Here is a 17,921-nt window from a genome sequence, read left to right as displayed (position 1 = left end):
TCAATAAATTAAAATCTAAATAAAGGGTTTTGGATCACAATTCTAGAATTCCCTTGGAAAGAAATGAGATATTTGAATAGATATCGCACGCATAGAGGTTTTAGCACTTAAGGAGGAATATAATTGTCGCTTAAAGTAGGAGATATCATTAAATTTGAACGGACTTTCAGAACTGAAACCGTTGAATTGTTTACCAAGCTTTCTGGTGATGAAGGAATCCATCATCTTAGCCCAGATGAACAGGGAAGACTTGTCGTTCAAGGATTACTGACAGCAACTTTGCCGACAAAAGTGGGCGGAGATCATAATGTACTCGCTCGCAATATGAATTTTGAATTTCTAAGGCCAGTGTTTACGGACGATACAATAATTTGTGAAGTTACAATTGAAGAATATGAAAGACAAGAAAATAATAGAAAAGCTATTGCAGCATCCTTTATATGTGAAAATCAAGTGGGAAAAGTAGTACTGAAAGGGGGATTTTCGGGAGTGATACTATGATGTCTTCTGGAACATAACGGACATTCTTTGGAGAAAGAAATAAAAAACACCACCTCCGAAGAGATGGTGTTTATAAGAAAGCCGTGTTCCTACAGCGTTCTTAAGGGTCTAAACCCCAATGGTCCCAGACGGGCTCGAACCGCCGACTTCTACCTTGTCGAGGTAGCGCTCTCCCAGCTGAGCTATGGAACCGGGATGAAAATTATTGTGTCTCGTTTACCGGACAAACTCTATTATAGCCCATGTACATAGTAAGTCAACCCTTTTTCATAAAAACTTATAAAGAAGTATACTAGAACTATAATTATGAGTAAAAGTAGGTGATTTTAATGGACGCTCAAATATCTCTTCCATTCATTTATAATTTTGACCTTGCACTTGATCGTCTCTCAGGGGATCCACTGAATTCAGTCGACTTGGCTAACCGTATTTTACGAATTCCTATGAATGAAGGTAATGTTATTACCGTAATAGCGACTGGAACGAAAGAAAATCCTTCATTTTTACTAAAAGATCTTTTAAATAAAATTCAACTTCAAGAAGTGAAAGAAATCCTTCATTTTAATGAGTCCCTTGATGAAATTTCAGCTCATTTTGCAAATACAGATCTTGCTACAATATTTTTGGAGCATGAAGGAACACCACTAATTCGAAGTTTTTCACTTTACGGGACATTAATAAGGAGTATTATTCATCAACAACTTAATATGTCATTCGCAAATACTTTATCAATGCGCTTTGTTGAAACTTTTGGAAGCAAGATGGACGGTGTTTTGCGGTACCCGTCTCCCGATATAGTCGCAAACCTAGATGTTTCAACACTAAGGGAGATGCAGTTCAGTACAAGAAAAGCTGAATACATGATTGGTTTATCGCAAGCAATTGCTGCCGGTTCCCTTGAATTAGAAGAGCTCGGGCAGATGGATGACGATGAGGTAACTGCAAAACTAACTGCAATTCGTGGTGTCGGTCCATGGACAGCCCAAAGTTTTCTGATGTCTGGACTTGGCCGACCAAATTTATTTCCAATTGCAGACATTGGACTCCAAAATGCACTTAAAATCTTATGGGAACTAGAACGAAAACCAATCAAAGAAGAAATTGTCGCCCGCTTTCCGGATTGGACTCCATTTCTGAGTTATGCTGCATTGTATTTGTGGAGAAGTATTGAGTAAGGGGGATAAAAGGGACCTATTTAAAAATCGAGTCCATGAATAAGGCATCATTCATGGACTCTGCAAGTTATAATTATTAAAGTTCTACAGTAATTGAAAATCCTTTATTTAACAATCATGAAGGCAAATGTTCAGTACTCTCTTCTTCCTCTGAAAAATAGAGGAAATTCTCATCTTCAAGTTCAGAAAGTCTTTCTTTGTTAATTCCAAGAGAAAGATTCCCTTCGAAGATTTCTTCCCACCAGGTTTCTGTCGCTGTCATTGTATTTCCTCCTTAATCGATTGTTTTTTGAATTAAACATTATTTACCCATGGGTGCTATAATAAAAACTGTAATCGGGCAAAAGGATTCGGAAGGCCTACTTTTTATATTTAAAATTTAATTACCGCTAAAGGAGCGCGTCAAATGGGTAAAACAACCTTTGCACTTGTTGGAACAGGCATCGTCGGCGAACGTATCATTAAACAAATTCTTGCGAATGAAAATGCAGAAATCATCGCATTGTTTGACGAAAATACAGAACGGTTAACTGAAATGGCGAATACTTATGGTCTTTTTGCGGCATCCTCCTATGAAGAGGTTTTAGCATTAAAACCGGACTGGATATATATCGGGACACCTCCAGTATCGCATGCATCACTTAGTAAAATGGCGATTGACGCCGGCTTGCATGTTCTTTGTGAAAAACCACTCGCACATGACGCAGAAGATGGATCAGTTATGGCGCATGCTGCAAGCGACAAAACGACATTAACGGCTATGCATTTCCCACTCATGTACAGTCCATCTGTCAGGCATATGATGAAGCTTGTTGAAAAAAGAACAATCGGTGACATTGTCCGTATCGAATTACATACATATTTTCCACACTGGCCGAGACTTTGGCAACAAAATCCGTGGATTGCTTCACGCGAACAAGGTGGATTTACGCGTGAAGTGTTCCCGCATTTTCTGCAAATTATGTATAGAATGTTTGGGAACATAAGGGTCCAAGAACACAAAACGATCTATCCAGTCGATGAAACACTTGCTGAGACAACCGTCATGGCGATGGGTGAAACAGAAAACAAAATTCCTGTACTTTTAAATGGGATTTCAGGAATCGGACAGGAAGAAGAACTGTCTTACATAGTATATGGAACTGAGGGCGTTTTAAAACTGCGTAATTGGTCGGAACTTAGCATCGCACAAAAAGACAGTCCTTTTGAAATATTGACTTCTTTCGATTCAGTAAGGTCACTTATTGAAGAATGTATGTTAGCCTCTAACGGAGAAGCTGAATTACTCGTTCCATTTTCTGAAGGACTCATTGTCCAACTGCTAATTGATGAACTTTTGGCAGAAAAATGATGATGAATATTGGCGTATAAACATAGGCCGTAATAATAAATTTTGCATTTTTCTATAATTCTGTCTATCATTGAAAGTAATACTAGAATGGAGGAATTCGATGAATTTTACGGCGCTTGATGTTGAATCGATGATTGCCCTACAACACCAGTTTTACTTTACTGGACAGACACGGAGTGCAACGTTTCGAAAAGAAATGTTAACGAAATTACGCGATGCCATTCTGGCAAATGAAGATGCAATTTCGGATGCTCTTCAAAAAGACTTGGGAAAAAGTCCATTCGAATCGTATGTAACAGAGATCGGCTTTGTCCTTTCGAGCATTTCGCATATGATTAAAAATGTGGAAGCTTGGATGAAGCCAAAAGTAGCGAAAACACCCATTCATTTGCAACCATCCAAAAGTTTCATCGTTCGTGAACCATATGGCTCTGTCTTAATTATTGCACCCTTTAATTATCCGTTTCAGCTCGTTATGGAACCATTAGTTGGTGCGATCGTAGGCGGAAATTGCGCGGTTGTGAAACCGTCTGAATCTGCACCGCACACAGTTCGAATCGTCAAAAAAATATTAACGGAAACATTTCCACCCGAATATATTCGAGTGGTTGAAGGAGAACGGGATGAAACAACTGCACTGATTCATGCGCCATTCGATTATATATTCTTTACTGGAAGCGTTGCAGTCGGAAAAGTAATCATGAAGGCTGCTGCTGAAAGACTGACACCGATTACGCTTGAACTCGGGGGGAAAAGTCCAGCAATCGTGGACCAAACAGCCGATCTTGTTCACGCCGCTGAACGAATCATTTGGGGGAAGTTTTTAAATACAGGTCAGACATGTGTTGCGCCGGATTATCTACTTGTCCACAAGTCGGTTAAAAAAGAATTTATCGAGATTTTGACTGATACGATACAAGACTTTTACGGCATGGATGCGAAAGAGAGTCCTGATTACGGAAGGGTCATTAATGAACGTGAATTTCTTCGATTAGTGAAAATGATTGAAAGGGAATGGCCACAAATTGTGTTTGGTGGAGATTTTGACCGTTCATCATTATTTATAGAGCCGACGCTACTTGATCGGGTGACTTGGGACAGTCCATCAATGGCAGATGAAATTTTCGGACCGGTATTGCCAATTCTTGAGTACGATAACCTTGGGGATGCTATCCATCGCATTCGTCAATTGCCGAAGCCGCTTGCTGGCTATATGTTTACGGAAAATGAAGAAGCAGCTAATTATTTCATTGAGAGTTTACCGTTTGGCGGCGGCTGTATTAATGATACAGTTTCACATGTCGGCAACACGAATTTGCCATTTGGCGGCGTCGGTTCCTCTGGCATGAATGCTTACCATGGTAAAAATAGTTTTAATGTATTTACCCATGAAAAGGCCATGATGCAAAGAAGCACGAAAATACCTATGCGCTTCGCCTTTCCACCATATGAAAATAAATTAAAGCTAATAAAACCGCTTATCCGTTAATGGATGCGGTTTTTCTTTTCTTTTGGGCTAGAATAAAAGTATACTTACTATATAGTTGAAGTTGAAATTTGATCAAAGGGGATATCAACCATGGCGAATGTATTTAATAAAGTGAAAACAATTGAGCTTTTAAAAAGACTCGTGGAAACACCGAGTCCATCTGGATATACATCGACTGTAATGGCATTAATCGCAAAAGAATTTGAAGCGATTGGCGTTCCTTATAGAACGACAAATAAAGGTGCAATTATTGCAACGATTGAAGGAGCAGATACGACTAAGCATCGTCTGTTAACCGCGCATACGGACACGCTTGGAGCGATGGTGAAGGAAGTTAAAAGCAACGGTCGTTTAAAGTTGACGATGATTGGCGGTTTTAATTGGAACGCGGTGGAAGGGGAATATTGCTTAATTCATACGGCTTCTGGTAAAAAAATTCGCGGAACGATTTTGATGCATCAAACGACTGTTCATGTTTATAGAGACGCAGGTTCGGCGGAAAGAAATGCTGATAATATTGAAGTTCGTATTGACGAAAAGGTATTTAATGCGGACGATACACGTACACTTGGCATTGAAGTGGGCGATTTTGTTTCTTTCGATCCATGTTTTGAGGAGACGGATAGCGGATTTATTAAATCACGTCATTTAGATGATAAAGCGAGCACTGCTTTAGTTGTTGAATTAATCAGGTCATTACAAGAACAAGAAGTTAGACTTCCGCATACTACTCACTTTTATATATCAAATAACGAAGAAATTGGCTACGGTGGAAACTCAAATATCCCAGCCGAAACTGTTGAATACATAGCCGTAGATATGGGCGCGATTGGGGATGGGCAAACGTCTGATGAATATACGGTGTCGATTTGTGCAAAAGATTCAAGCGGGCCGTATCATTATGCGTTAACGCAGCATCTGGTTAGCCTGGCCAAAGAAAAGGAAATTGGGCACAAACTTGATATCTATCCATATTACGGATCGGATGCATCAGCAGCCATTCGGGCAGGATTTGACGTGAAACATGCTTTGTTTGGCCCAGGAATTGAATCATCACATGCACTAGAGCGGACACATATCGACTCATTGCAAGCAACAGCAGAACTTTTATATGCTTATGTCACATCTGACATGATGGATTGAACGGAGGAAACAGGATGGATACAAAAGAATTACTGTCTATATTACCAATAAAAAAGATAGAAGGCGCATTGCCACCAGCAATTTCAGACCTTGCAGTTAATTCACGGGCCATCAATGCGGGAGGGATGTTCGTCTGCATTATAGGGTTTACAGTCGATGGCCATGATTTTGTTCAACAGGCAGTTGCGAACGGCGCGCGTGTCATTGTTGCGTCGAAGCCAGTCGATGTTGATTTGGAAAAGGTGGCCGTTGTAACAGTCGAAGATACATCGCGGGCGATTAGTTTACTAGCAGCGCGTTATTATCAATATCCTTCGAAGAAAATGACGATGATTGGCGTTACAGGAACGAATGGAAAAACAAGCGTGAGCGGAATCATCCACGCAATTTTAAGAGCGTCCGGAGAAAAATCGGCCGTTTCTGGGACAATCGGATTTGACTTAGACGGCACACTTTATGATACGGAAAATACAACGGGCGATGCGCTAACAACACAAGCATTGATCGCGCAAGCTGCAACAGAAGGCTGTAAAACGATGTCGATGGAAGTATCTTCTCATGGACTTGTGGAAGGCAGACTGGCCGGAACCGAGTTTGATATTGCGCTATTTACAAACTTGACGCATGATCATCTTGATTTCCATGGAACAATGGAGAATTACGGGGAAGCGAAAAGCCTTTTATTTTCACAATTAGGCCAAGATCTTGAGCAAAGAAAATTTGCTGTCGTGAATGCGGATGATCCTTGGAGTCAAAAATTGCTTGAAAAAACAAGTTATCCAGTGTTGTCGTACGGTATTAAAAACGCGGCTGAATTCAACGGAGAAGATATCGTATTAACCGCAGAGGGTACAACATTTACATTGAATTCACCAGATGGCAAATTCCCGGTGTCGATGAATTTGATCGGTGAATTCAGCGTGGCAAATGCACTTGCTGCAACTGCAGCACTTTATGCGAAAGGGATGGCGACGGCAGATATCGTAAACTATCTTGGTGAAATTGAGTCCGTAAAAGGGCGCATGGAAAAAGTCGAGACAGAATTGCCGCTTACTATGTACGTCGATTATGCGCATACACCGGACGCTATCAAGAAAGCGATTGAGGCGGTTATTCCATACAAAACAAAAAAACTAATTTTTGTCATTGGAACGGGAGGTAACCGTGATCGTGTAAAACGTCCTGTCATGGCGAAGGAAGCATCCGTGGCAGACTATGTAGTGTTAACGACGGATGATCCTCGCGATGAACCATATGAAACGATTTTGGCGGAGTTAGAAGCTGGAATGGAACATGACAACTATGCTTGCATCGGTGACCGTGCCGAAGCGGTTCGTCATGCAGTCGCTATCGCGAATCCAAATGATATCATCATATTTGCAGGTAAAGGGCATGAAGACTTTCAAATTATCGGAAATACAAAATATCCACATTCCGATGCAGAAATAGCACTTTTAGAAGCAGAGAAAAAGTTTGGCTCGAAAGAAGTAAGAAATTAAGTAGAAGGACGGGCCGTCTAGCTAACTAGGCGGCTCGCTTTTTGGGCAATGAAACATATACTACTTACAAGAAAAAAATGTTGAAATTTACGGTTGTGATCACTATGATTAGACAAGCGGAACAGAAGGAGATTACAAACACATGAAGAACCCAATACATGAAGAAATCGCGTCTAGACGGACATTTGCAATTATATCCCACCCAGATGCCGGTAAGACAACAATTACAGAAAAACTGCTTTATTTCGGTGGCGCCATTCGTGATGCTGGAACTGTAAAAGGTAAAAAGTCAGGCAAGTTTGCGACATCTGACTGGATGGAAATTGAAAAACAACGCGGGATTTCGGTCACGTCGTCTGTCATGCAATTCGATTACCAAGGCAAACGAGTCAATATTTTAGATACACCCGGACATGAAGATTTCAGTGAAGATACTTACCGAACATTGATGGCGGTCGATGCCGCAGTCATGATGGTCGATGTGGCCCGTGGGATTGAACCCCAAACCATTAAACTATTCAAAGTATGCCGCATGCGCGGAATTCCTATCTTTACGTTTATCAATAAAATGGATAGGCAAGGGAAAGAACCTTTAGATTTGATGGAAGAACTTGAAGAAGTGCTTGGGATTGAGTCTTACGCAATGAACTGGCCAATTGGAATGGGGAAAGAATTCCTTGGTATATATGATCGTTTTAACCATCGCATTGAACAAGTTCGCGCCGAGGGAGATGACCGTTTTCTTGAATTAGACGAAGATGGTGGGCTTCTCGAGCCGCATCCGATGACGGAAACATCCTATTATCAACAAACAATAGAAGATGTTTTATTGTTAAATGAAGCTGGTAATGATTTCGACGAGGAACGTATTGCTAAAGGCGAATTGACACCTGTATTTTTTGGAAGTGCATTGACAAGTTTCGGTGTGCAAACATTTTTAGAAACATTTTTACAGTTTGCCCCACCGCCGCAGCCAAGAATAACAAAAGATGAAACTGAAATTAGTCCAGTGTCGGAAGAGTTTTCGGGATTCATCTTTAAAATTCAAGCGAATATGAACCCGGCCCACCGTGATCGAATCGCATTCGTACGAATCGTCTCAGGCGCTTTTGAACGTGGGATGACCGTCTCCGTACCACGAATTTCTCGGACATTTAAACTTACTCAAACGACGCAGTTTTTGGCAGATGACCGTGAAACGGTGAATGAAGCCGTGGCTGGGGACATTATTGGTTTACACGATACGGGAAACTATCAAATAGGCGATACAATTATCGGTGGAAAATCAAACTTTACATTTGACGCTTTGCCTCAATTCACGCCTGAATTATTTGTGCGTGTCACGGCAAAAAACGTGATGAAGTCGAAGCACTTTCATAAGGGCATATTGCAACTCGTACAAGAAGGTGCCATTCAATACTATCGAACGCTCCATACAGAAGAAGTTTTGTTAGGGGCTGTAGGCCAACTTCAATTTGAAGTTTTTGAACATCGTATGAAAAACGAGTACAACGTCGAAGTGCAAATGGAGAATCTTGGTTCGAAAGTTGCCCGATGGATTGAAAATGAAAGCGACGTTAATGAATCCATGGCCGGTCAACGTGCAATGCTCGTGAAGGACCGTTATGAAAAGTTAGTGTTTTTATTTGAAAATGAATTTGCAATGCGTTGGTTCCACGATAAAAATCCGGATATCAACTTATATAGTTTGTTATAAATTAGTGCAGCTAGTAGGGCGGGTTTCCGTTCTGCTAGTTTTTTTATGTGCGCAACGATTTGTACATATCGATAAAGTGAGTTGGATCAGCTTCGACTGCAAACATAAATAGCCCTTGGTTGGTATGAAGATAAAATAGTCCAGCTCCGTTGGAAAATGGCTTAAATGACATGTCATAAATATTTTCTAGTGCAAAATTGTTTTTGGCTGTTGAAATTTTATCGGCATATAGATGGATGCAATGTGTCTTGTGATTTGTTGTCTGCGCATACCAACCCGTAACCTTTTCGACTATTTTATAGGTAAGCGTGCAAACAACTTGGTGGTCGGCTTCATGCATGGGGAATACCTCCAATTTTAAAGTTTCCGTAACGGAAGATGAATAAGTAGATTATCACAGTGTGCCAAATATAGGGCAATTCGTGTTTGTTTTTCATCGACTACGACGTTCTCATTTGAGAAAGGGTTCATCATTCATTATGATTGAAGTAGAGTATCTAATTCAAGAGAGGACGTTCCCATGAAAATTAGTGATTTTTCAATAAGAAGACCGGTTTTTACAATCGTTACCATGTTTCTTGTTATTATTCTAGGCGCGGTATCATTTTTTCGTATACCTGTAACTTTAATTCCCGAATTAAACCCACCCGTAGCCGTAGTGGTGTCGAGCTATCCTGGTGCTTCGCCGACAGAAGTGAATGAAAAAGTCACGAAGCCGTTGGAAAATAGTTTGTCGACCGCACCTGGATTGAAATCCATGCAATCTTCATCTCAAGAAGGTTCGAATTTTATTTTCTTGATGTTTGATTGGTCTACAAAAATTGACGATGTCCAGATGGATTTACTGCAAAGGGTCGACCAAGTTCAAATGCCGGATGGTGCGAATAAACCACGGTTATTAAAATTCGATCCTTCGCAATTTCCGGTCATCCAATTATCATTAAGCGCGAAAAATAATGATGCCGATATTCGTTTAGTAGCTGAACAACTCGAGCAAGAGTTGCGCCGGACAAAAGGTGTTGCAAGCGTTACTGTTTCTGGAAAACTAGTCGAGGAAGTTCAAATCACGCTCGATGAGAGAAGGTTGGAACGGAACGGACTTGCGCAAGAAGACATCGTCCAATTAATTCAATCGAATAACGTTTCAATGCCAGGTGAACCAATCGAGACGAATGAAGGAATGCAACTAACAACCCGGATTGTTAGCATGTTGACGTCAGTCGACGACATTCGGGATTTAACGGTCGCCGTCAATCCCGCGAATGGGAAAAAAATCAAAATTAGTGATGTCGGGGAAGTCAAACTTGCTGAAGCACCTTCTACAACTGAGACTCGTGCAAACGAAGAGCCAGCCGTTCTGATGTCTGTTTTGCAAGAATCAGGGGCAAACACAGCGGACGTTTCAACATCGTTTAAAGCAGCCCTAGATGACCTTCTAGCAACTGAAGAATATAAAGATATCGAATCAAATATACTTTTTGACCAAGGAGATTACGTCAAATTAGCGATTGGAAATATTGGTCAATCACTTATTTTAGGCGGTATATTCGCAATGATTGTCTTATTTCTGTTCCTTCGTGGCATAAAGAGTCCAATTATTATTGGAATTGCGATTCCTTATTCCGTCATCGTCACTTTTGTTTTAATGTATTTTGCAAACTTTTCCTTGAACATAATGACGTTAGGTGCATTAGCACTAGGAATCGGTATGCTTGTGGATAATGCCATAGTCGTTATTGAAAATATCGAACGGCATTTGGCAATGGACAAAAAACCCAAACAAGCGGCAATCGAAGGCACGAAAGAAATTGGTGGCGCAATCACCGCTTCCACATTGACTACATTGGCTGTATTTGTACCTGTCATATTCATTAGCGGATTAATCGGTGAGATTTTTACGGAGTTTGCTTTGACGATTTCGTTTAGTTTGTTAGCATCACTGGTCGTCGCATTAACCGTAGTACCGATGATGGCAGCCCGAATGTTGAAAAAGCCAAAAGGGAATTATGAAGCGAGAAGAAGGCGTTCAAAAACACTGAATCGTTTTGAAAGATCCGTAAAGTGGTCATTGCGTAACCGAATAGTAATGCTAGCTTTCACAACAGCATTACTACTGTTTAGCGGATTTGGTTTATTTAAAGTCGGAACTGAATTTTTACCGGCAACAGATGAAGGGGCGTTCAGCGTTAGCGTAAAACTCCCGAATGGTTCTTCAACAACAGCAACTAATGATGTTGTCAAAAAAATAGAAACAGAGCTTAAGAAACAAGATGATGTTGAGGTTTATGTAAGTCTTGTCGGAGGGACACAAGAGAGTTTAGCCCAAGGTTCATCAAATGCGAATCACGCGGAAGTTTACGTTAAAATGGTTCCCCTAGGTGAGCGAGACCGTTCTGTATTTGAGTTTGTTGATGAAGTTCAGCCAATCGTCTCAAAGGCGGTTGGAAAAGATGCAATCGTTAGTTTCAATATGCAAACGGCATCCGGCTCATCACCGAACACATTGAGTTTTGCGCTTAATGATACCAATGAAAAAAGACTAGATAAAGCAGTCACGCAATTGAATAAAGAGTTAAAGAAAATTGACGCTGTTACGGAAGTAACAAATACGCTTGCCGACACAGTCGAAGAAATTCAGATTACTGTTGATCGAGAAAAAGCTACAGAAAAAGGACTTGTTCCTTATCAACTGGCGCAATCAGTCAACAACATTACCCGCGGTGCTTTAGCAACACAAATCATCAGTGAAGAAAATGAAGTGGTTAGTGTTCTCGTTCAATATGATGAAAAATATCGAGATAGTATTGACAAGTTGCGGAAATTGAAAATTAGAAATCAAACGGGGGAATTTGTTCAGCTGGGCGATGTTGCTAGTATTGAGATAGCTGCTGGCCCTGTTGCGATTCAACGTGTTGACCAGGCTCATTCTGTCACCTTTGATGTGAAGTACGTATCCACCGAAACTTTGGGCCAGATGACCAAAAAAGTAAATGATACGCTTGACAAGATTGATTTGCCTCAAGAGATAGACGTAACGTTTAGCGGCGATCGCGAGTTGTTTGAAAGTGCGATTAATGATATGTTACTAGCACTCGTTCTTGCAGTCGTTCTTGTATACATCGTCATGGCGGCACAATTTGAATCGTTTAAATACCCATTTGTCATCATGTTTTCTGTACCACTTATGATAATTGGTGTTGCCATCGGATTATTTGCCACGAGCACACCAATTAGCGTAACCGCCATTATCGGCATACTTGTTCTTGTCGGAATTGTTGTCAATAATGGGATTGTTTTGGTTGATTATATTAATCAGCGTAAAGAAGCCGGTCTCAGTTCGTATGAAGCAATCATATCATCTGTACGGGATCGGGTTCGACCAATCCTGATGACCGCGTTAACGACCATCCTAGGGCTATTACCACTAGCGCTAGGAATAGGTGAAGGAACCGAAATGAATCAGCCAATGGGAATTGCAGTCATTGGCGGTTTGCTTAGTTCAACATTCCTGACACTTTATATCGTACCGATCATTTACAGTCTATTTGATAGACAAACAAGAAAACGCGCAATCGCAAAAGAATAATATCTAGATCAGAAAGAAGGCTTTCCCTATAGTGGGAAAGCCTTCTTTTCCTATACATTTATATTACAGGACAACACTAATGACTTATCAGAAAATTCTTCCGATATTTAATTATTAATGCTATACTGACATGAAAAAGGGGTGGAATTAATGGGGACACATTTCTTCACCGGTTTTCCAGGTTTTATCGCGAGCCAATTGATTAAAGGATTAATTAAACAAGGTAAATTAGCAAAATTGTACGTACTCGTTCAAGAAAGTCAACTTGCTCAAGCTGCAGAAAGTATACAAGTTATCTTTGATGAATTAGATGTCACACACCCATTCGAAATTATTCCAGGCGATATTACGTTAACGAATTTAGGAATGAAAGAGAAGGAACTAGCTAAGATTCAAGCTGAAACGATCACCATGTGGCATCTGGCTGCAATATATGATCTTGCCGTCAAGAAGGAAATTGCATGGAAGGTAAATGTAGATGGGACGCAAAGGGTCTGTGACTTTATCCGTACACATCCCTCCGTATCTCAATTTATCTATTTCAGCACAGCGTATGTTGCGGGGACACGTGAAGGAAAGATTCTTGAAACAGAACTTATACGTCCGAACGCATTTAAAAATCATTACGAAGAAACAAAATTTGAAGCAGAATGCATCGTCGAACAATTAAAGGGTGAAGGCATAGTTACAATTATCCGGCCGGGTATCGTTAGAGGGCATTCAATAACAGGTGAAACAATCAAGTTTGACGGCCCTTATTTTTTCATGAATATGATTGATAAACTAAAATGGATGCCAGTCATACCTTATGTAGGAAAATCAGATGCGCATATAAATGTCGTACCGATTGATTATATTATTGACGCAACCATCTATTTTGTGAACTTCAATCCAGCATTAGATAAAACCATCCATTTAACAGATCCTTCTCCACATTTAGTTGAAAAAGTTTACGGTGCAATGGTGAAAGAATTTACTGGCAAGGAGCCGAAAGGAAGATTCCCTCGTAAATTGGCAGAGAAGGGGTTAACCTGGAAACAGTTGCAACGCAAGTTAGGGGTCGAAGTAGAAACCCTTGATTATTTAACATGGAACGCCGTTTTTGATACGACAATTGCAGAGGAATTATTAAAAGATAGCGGTATTCAATGTGCTGATTTCATTGCTTCAATTCCCTCCATGTCTAAGTTTTATAATGAAAATAAGCATAGAGCGGAATTTCATATTCTCATCTAGCATAAAAGGAGTTTACATTTTAAGGATGGGTGGTATACTAAATTCAAAGACCCAACTTAATAACTTTTGACTAATGTCAAAGGGGAGTAGCTTTAGGGAAACCTATTTCATAATCGTCAATACATGGCTTGTTTTGCCATCGGTTATGATAGCCGAAATTTTAGATTAAATTTTGACTTTGCGAGACCTTTGCCTATTTATTAGGTGAGGTTTTTTTTATATGAAATAATTGGGAGTTGAATTTTTTTGGAAGCAATATTACTGGAATATGCATGGGTGCTTGTTGTGCTTATTGTTCTGGAAGGATTATTAGCCGCGGATAATGCGGTAGTAATGGCTGTAATGGTAAAACATTTACCCAAATTACAACAGAAAAAAGCTTTGTTTTATGGGTTGTTGGGCGCATTCGTTTTCCGTTTTGCCGCTTTGTTCATGATTACTTTTCTCGTTAACATTTGGCAAATACAAGCACTCGGAGCAGCTTATCTATTATTCATATCCATAAAAAACATTTATGATCAACGGAAAAAGGATAAGCATGGTGACGACTTAACAAAACCGCGTAAACAATCGGGTTTTTGGATGACCGTATTCAAGGTAGAATTAGCTGATATCGCATTTGCTTTAGATTCGATGTTAGCCGCAGTCGCACTTGCGGTGACTCTTCCAGAATTAGGAGATTTCCATATCGGCGGAATCAATGGCGGACAGTTCATTGTTATGTTAATGGGTGGTATAATCGGTTTAATTATTATGCGTTTTGCTGCGCGTCAGTTTGTAGTGTTACTGGAAAAATACCCGTCTCTCGAAACAGCTGCATTCCTCATAGTAGGCTGGGTGGGTATTAAACTGGTCGTCTTAACATTGTCACATGAAAAACTACAAATTCTTAATCCCGCATTTCCGCATTCAACTCTTTGGAAGACCACATTCTGGGTAGTCCTGGTCGGAATTGCATTGTATGGCTATTTCATAGGCGTAAGCAATGACCGGAAAAATAGAAAAGCGTAAAATATAACTAATCATCTGCAGGAGGTAGTCAATTGAATAGGTTGAAAATTAGTCGTGAAAGCTTTCAAAAACTAACTCCAGCTCAGATAATTGTATTTTATTACTTTTTGGCAATCGCCTTTTCCTTTTTATTACTAAATTTGCCGGGGGTATATAAACCAGGCATAAAAATTGAAACGATTGATAGTCTTTTTACAGCGGTTAGCGCGGTTAGTGTGACAGGCTTAACGGCTATAAGCATTTCTGAGACTTACACTCCATTCGGAATTAGTATGATTATGGTCGTGCTACAATTCGGCGGAATCGGAATCATGTCAATCGGTACCTTTTTTTGGTTGCTAATTAGAAAACGCATTGGCATGAAGGAACGTCAATTAATCATGGTGGATCATAATCAGTATAGCCTTTCTGGCGTCGTTTACTTAATAAGAGAAATTGTGAAAATTATTTTCCTGATTGAACTAATCGGCGGATTAATATTCACGTTTTACATTATGAGGTTTTATGATACGTTTAATGAAGCTTTCTTAAATGGATTGTTTATGGCTGTTTCCGCGACGACTAATGCCGGTTTTGATATAACTGGTGAATCTTTACTGCCATATTTTAATGATTATTTCGTTCAAATTATGACGATGTTGCTAATTATTTTAGGTGCCATCGGTTTTCCAGTATTAATTGAAGTGAAAGCTTTTTTCTCGAAAAAAACACCACATTTTCGATTTTCTCTTTTTACAAAAATCACGACATTAACTTTTGGAGCCCTTTTAGTTTTCGGAGCAATCATGATTTTTATTCTTGAGTCATTTAATTCATTCAAAGGAATGGCTTGGCATGAAAAAGTTTTCACTGCCATTTTTCACTCAGTTTCCTCGAGGTCGGCCGGATTAACAACATTCGATGTGACTCAGTTTAGCGATGCGACTGATATTGTGATTAGTTCTTTAATGTTTATCGGTGCATCACCAAGTTCTGTTGGTGGAGGAATACGAACAACAACATTTGCAATCGCTGTGTTATTTCTGATTAATTTCGCTCGTGGACGGGAAGTTATCCATATTTTTAATCGGCAAATAAAACTGATTGATGTGTTTCGGTCATTTGCGGTTATTTTACTTGCAGGTTTAATGGTTATTATCGCGTTGCTTATTCTTTTGATCACTGAACCGAATGTCCCCATCATTGCGTTGTTATTTGAAATAACATCTGCATTTGGTACATGTGGAATGTCACTTGGCATAACGTCCGATCTTTCGACAATCGGCAAACTAATTATTATGGTGTTAATGTTTATTGGCCGAGTTGGACTCATTTCATTTTTATTCACGCTTGGTGGTAAGACAAAGAAACCGCATTACCATTTTCCAAAAGAACGAGTTATTATCGGCTAACGAAAAAAATTAAAATATTTCACCTTTTGCATTTACTGAAAATTAATAATGAAAAGTCCTAAACCGTTCCCAGTTATTACAAACAGGGACGGTTTTTTTCGATTAAAAGACCCAATTATAACTGTCGGAATAATTGAGTAATCAAATTTGTAAATGAAAATGTTGGTAATATAAGAAATAATGCCCGCAACTAGCACTTTGAGCCTATACCAATTTTTGTTTAATTATGGAATAATCAAAATTAAGCGTGTATCGCATTGCGAAAGTTTTTAGCATGAATTATAAGCATTCTTCATACTGTTTTACTAAGGAACTAGGAGGAATGAATTTGAAATTGACAAAAGAAAAGGCGAGTAAATTCATGAAGTTTTTTGAAAATGCACGCAAACCAGCCGCTATTTTAGAGGTTAGTGGCAGGGTAATCCAATTAAATGATGAATTTAAAGAAAAGTTTGGTATGGGGAATATAAATCACATTAAAGACTTGTCGGATGAAATGTCGAATCATTTGTGGGACGAAAAGTTAGCGCTAACGATAAATGAAGGCCACACCTCATCTACTTTCCCCATTGCAATAGAACCGCAAAGCAAAGCGGATTCTGTAAGGGTGCACCTCATACACTGCAATCATTCAAAGAGAATTATTGCACTTATCAATGTGCCTGAAGTACTTAGAGAAGAACCGGATGTAAGTAATTTAAAAATATTTCAGAAGTCTAAAAGTTTATTTATCGCTTATGATCAAACGGGAACGATTCAAAACGTTAATAAACATGCGAATCGCTTTCTTGGGATGTCAGGAAAAAGTCTTATAGGGAAGAGTGCATGTGAATTTTTCGGGTTATTAGGTTTTTCAAAAGAAGAATCGACTCCCTTCATTCAAAAAGTAATTGCCGAAGGGTATGCAGAAACTTTACATGCGTATGAAAAGTCGCCGGAAGAGGTCAGTTATTTTTATATCAAAACCTATTATGACGACTCCATCGGCATGTTTATTACTCGAATCGCTGATCGCACCGAACAAGTTATTTTGGAGAAACGGTTAGCTCATAAAGAATCACTTTATGAAGTGGGGCAGCTTGCAGCGAGTATAGCCCATGAAATTCGTAATCCAATTACCACTCTCAAAGGATTTACTCAGCTATTACGAAATTCGACTGCTGAGGAATCCGAAAAATATTTAACGGTTATAGATGATGAAATTATTCGAATGGAATCTATCTTAAATGAAATGCTCATTTTATCCAAGCCGAGTATTGAAGAAAAAACATTTATTTCTTTACCCAAATTGTTATCCACGATGATCAAGCTATTTCAACCGAAGGCTAGAATTGAAGGAATTTCAATCATACAATATACGGATGATTTAGAAGACGTATTTATTTTCGGGGACGAAGGAAAGCTGAAGCAAGTTCTATTAAACTTAATGAAAAATGCCCTTGAAGCAATGAGCCATGGCGGAAAATTAACAATTGGTTTGGAAGTAATTGAAGATAATCAGGTGAATATTTTAGTGTCAGATACAGGTAAAGGTATGTCGGCTACGCAATTAAAACAAATATTTGTTCCTTTCTTTACCACAGAAACCACCGGTACTGGCCTTGGACTGCCTTTTGTCATGAAAACAATTGAAGAACATGGGGGAACTGTTTCTGTTTCAAGCGAGGTTGGGATAGGTTCCGTATTTACTTTATCCTTTCCATCAGCGACAATCCATGACTCGTCATTAAAGGAAAAGCAAGCTTTACAAGCCGCAACTACACAATGAAATTTTGACAAAGGCCTTTAAATTCCCTTATAATAAAATTAAACAGTTGGGAAT

General features: G+C 39.5%; 14 protein-coding genes and 1 tRNA gene. 12 read left to right on the top strand and 3 right to left on the bottom strand.

Annotated features, from left to right (window positions below; all coding sequences use genetic code 11):
- Positions 1-123 precede the first annotated feature (123 nt).
- Positions 124-501: a hotdog domain-containing protein gene (locus J4G36_RS08440; RefSeq protein WP_210469577.1), complete on the top strand. Its 378-nt coding sequence runs from the start codon at positions 124-126 to the stop codon at positions 499-501.
- Positions 502-620: 119 nt separating this feature from the next.
- Here J4G36_RS08440 and J4G36_RS08435 read toward each other — a convergent pair.
- Positions 621-693 (bottom strand) — tRNA-Val (locus J4G36_RS08435).
- Positions 694-830: 137 nt separating this feature from the next.
- Between J4G36_RS08435 and J4G36_RS08430 the strand changes: the two genes are divergently transcribed.
- On the top strand, positions 831-1,676 hold the full coding sequence (locus tag J4G36_RS08430; RefSeq protein WP_210469576.1) for a DNA-3-methyladenine glycosylase family protein: 846 nt from the start codon (positions 831-833) through the stop codon (positions 1,674-1,676).
- Between the two features lie 115 nt (positions 1,677-1,791).
- Here the strand turns inward: J4G36_RS08430 and J4G36_RS08425 are convergent, their stop codons facing one another.
- Positions 1,792-1,938, bottom strand: a complete 147-nt coding sequence (locus tag J4G36_RS08425; RefSeq protein WP_210469575.1) for a hypothetical protein — start codon at positions 1,936-1,938, stop codon at positions 1,792-1,794.
- A gap of 144 nt (positions 1,939-2,082) precedes the next feature.
- Here J4G36_RS08425 and J4G36_RS08420 point away from each other — a divergent pair, with 144 nt between their 5' ends.
- The 5 genes from J4G36_RS08420 (at position 2,083) to J4G36_RS08400 (ending at position 8,875) form a co-directional block, all read left to right on the top strand.
- Positions 2,083-3,027 carry a Gfo/Idh/MocA family protein gene (locus J4G36_RS08420; RefSeq protein WP_210469574.1) on the top strand — a complete coding sequence of 315 codons (945 nt, stop codon included), beginning with the start codon at positions 2,083-2,085 and terminating at the stop codon, positions 3,025-3,027.
- Positions 3,028-3,127: 100 nt separating this feature from the next.
- Positions 3,128-4,516 (top strand): aldehyde dehydrogenase, encoded by a 1,389-nt coding sequence (locus tag J4G36_RS08415; RefSeq protein ID WP_210469573.1) that lies wholly within the window; start codon positions 3,128-3,130, stop codon positions 4,514-4,516.
- Between the two features lie 90 nt (positions 4,517-4,606).
- On the top strand, positions 4,607-5,659 hold the full coding sequence (locus tag J4G36_RS08410; RefSeq protein ID WP_210469572.1) for a M42 family metallopeptidase: 1,053 nt from the start codon (positions 4,607-4,609) through the stop codon (positions 5,657-5,659).
- 14 nt (positions 5,660-5,673) lie between these two features.
- The gene (locus J4G36_RS08405) at positions 5,674-7,158 is read left to right on the top strand and encodes a UDP-N-acetylmuramoyl-L-alanyl-D-glutamate--2,6-diaminopimelate ligase (protein WP_210469571.1); all 1,485 of its coding nucleotides are present in this window, start codon (positions 5,674-5,676) and stop codon (positions 7,156-7,158) included.
- A 142-nt stretch (positions 7,159-7,300) separates the two neighbouring features.
- Complete coding sequence (locus J4G36_RS08400) at positions 7,301-8,875, top strand: peptide chain release factor 3 (protein WP_210469570.1); 1,575 nt, start codon at positions 7,301-7,303, stop codon at positions 8,873-8,875.
- Between the two features lie 43 nt (positions 8,876-8,918).
- Here J4G36_RS08400 and J4G36_RS08395 read toward each other — a convergent pair whose 3' ends face one another.
- Positions 8,919-9,215: a hypothetical protein gene (locus tag J4G36_RS08395; protein WP_210469569.1), complete on the bottom strand. Its 297-nt coding sequence runs from the start codon at positions 9,213-9,215 to the stop codon at positions 8,919-8,921.
- A gap of 180 nt (positions 9,216-9,395) precedes the next feature.
- Between J4G36_RS08395 and J4G36_RS08390 the strand changes: the two genes are divergently transcribed.
- The 5 genes from J4G36_RS08390 (at position 9,396) to J4G36_RS08370 (ending at position 17,867) form a co-directional block, all read left to right on the top strand.
- Positions 9,396-12,461 (top strand): efflux RND transporter permease subunit, encoded by a 3,066-nt coding sequence (locus J4G36_RS08390; protein WP_210469568.1) that lies wholly within the window; start codon positions 9,396-9,398, stop codon positions 12,459-12,461.
- 150 nt (positions 12,462-12,611) lie between these two features.
- Positions 12,612-13,697: an SDR family oxidoreductase gene (locus tag J4G36_RS08385; protein WP_210469567.1), complete on the top strand. Its 1,086-nt coding sequence runs from the start codon at positions 12,612-12,614 to the stop codon at positions 13,695-13,697.
- Between the two features lie 246 nt (positions 13,698-13,943).
- The gene (locus J4G36_RS08380) at positions 13,944-14,708 is read left to right on the top strand and encodes a TerC family protein (protein ID WP_210469566.1); all 765 of its coding nucleotides are present in this window, start codon (positions 13,944-13,946) and stop codon (positions 14,706-14,708) included.
- A 41-nt stretch (positions 14,709-14,749) separates the two neighbouring features.
- Complete coding sequence (locus J4G36_RS08375) at positions 14,750-16,099, top strand: TrkH family potassium uptake protein (protein WP_210470486.1); 1,350 nt, start codon at positions 14,750-14,752, stop codon at positions 16,097-16,099.
- 328 nt (positions 16,100-16,427) lie between these two features.
- Entirely contained in the window at positions 16,428-17,867 is a 1,440-nt protein-coding gene (locus J4G36_RS08370; protein ID WP_210469565.1) for an ATP-binding protein, read from the top strand.
- Positions 17,868-17,921: the final 54 nt, after the last annotated feature.

It is taken from the genome of Sporosarcina sp. 6E9 (assembly GCF_017921835.1).
Lineage (GTDB): Bacteria > Bacillota > Bacilli > Bacillales_A > Planococcaceae > Sporosarcina.
Note: the sequence above shows the minus strand (reverse complement) of the source record. Positions and strands in the feature narration are given on the sequence as shown.